Source organism: Mesorhizobium sp. M7A.F.Ca.ET.027.03.2.1 (genome assembly GCF_003999175.1).
Classification (GTDB): Bacteria; Pseudomonadota; Alphaproteobacteria; order Rhizobiales; family Rhizobiaceae; genus Mesorhizobium.
Genome location: NZ_RZOM01001773.1, coordinates 1 through 606, shown reverse-complemented (window position 1 = coordinate 606; position 606 = coordinate 1). Strand labels below are relative to the sequence as shown.

Below are 606 nucleotides of genomic sequence, written 5' to 3'. Positions count from 1 at the left end.
GCGGTACATCTGTCGGCACCCGCGGTTCAGAGGCGAATCCAGCGGATGGGACGGGAGGGCATAATCAGTGCCTGTGTGGCCCAAATTCAGCCAGAGGCGGTGGGTCTACCGCTTACGATCATCGTGGAGGTGCAGCTCGTCAGCGAAACGATCGATGAGATCGACCAGATGAAATCACGGTTTAGTTCGGCGCCAGAGGTCCAGCAATGCTACTACGTCACTGGCGACGCTGATTTTGTTCTTGTTTTGGTGGTTTCCAGCATGACGGAATACGAGAATTTCACGCGTCAGCATTTTTTTCACAATGGAAATGTAAAGAAGTTTCGAACAATCGTGTCAATGGATGTGGTGAAGCGGGGGGTTACCCTCAACATCTGATCTTTTCCGCCCCCGCAGTCCTTCATGATGAAAAGACGTGCCTGATACCCCTTGGAACCGATGAAAATCCTGGGCCAGCAGCCTGACGCGCTTTAAGGACGATGAAGGCGCTGCGGCAACGCGCCGAACAGTGACCGCGCGTCGCACGGTGCCTGTTTTACAGATTTGACGACCAAAATTGGTACTGCGCCTTGGGTTATTGCGCGGTGCATCTCCAGATCCCAAAGC

At 53.8% G+C, this 606-nt stretch carries 1 protein-coding gene; it reads left to right on the top strand.

The features are described from left to right. Positions 1–378 (top strand): Lrp/AsnC family transcriptional regulator (locus EN750_RS37980; RefSeq protein WP_145968373.1); only part of this gene is annotated, 378 nt, incomplete at its 5' end. Between the last annotated feature and the right edge of the window lie 228 nt (positions 379–606).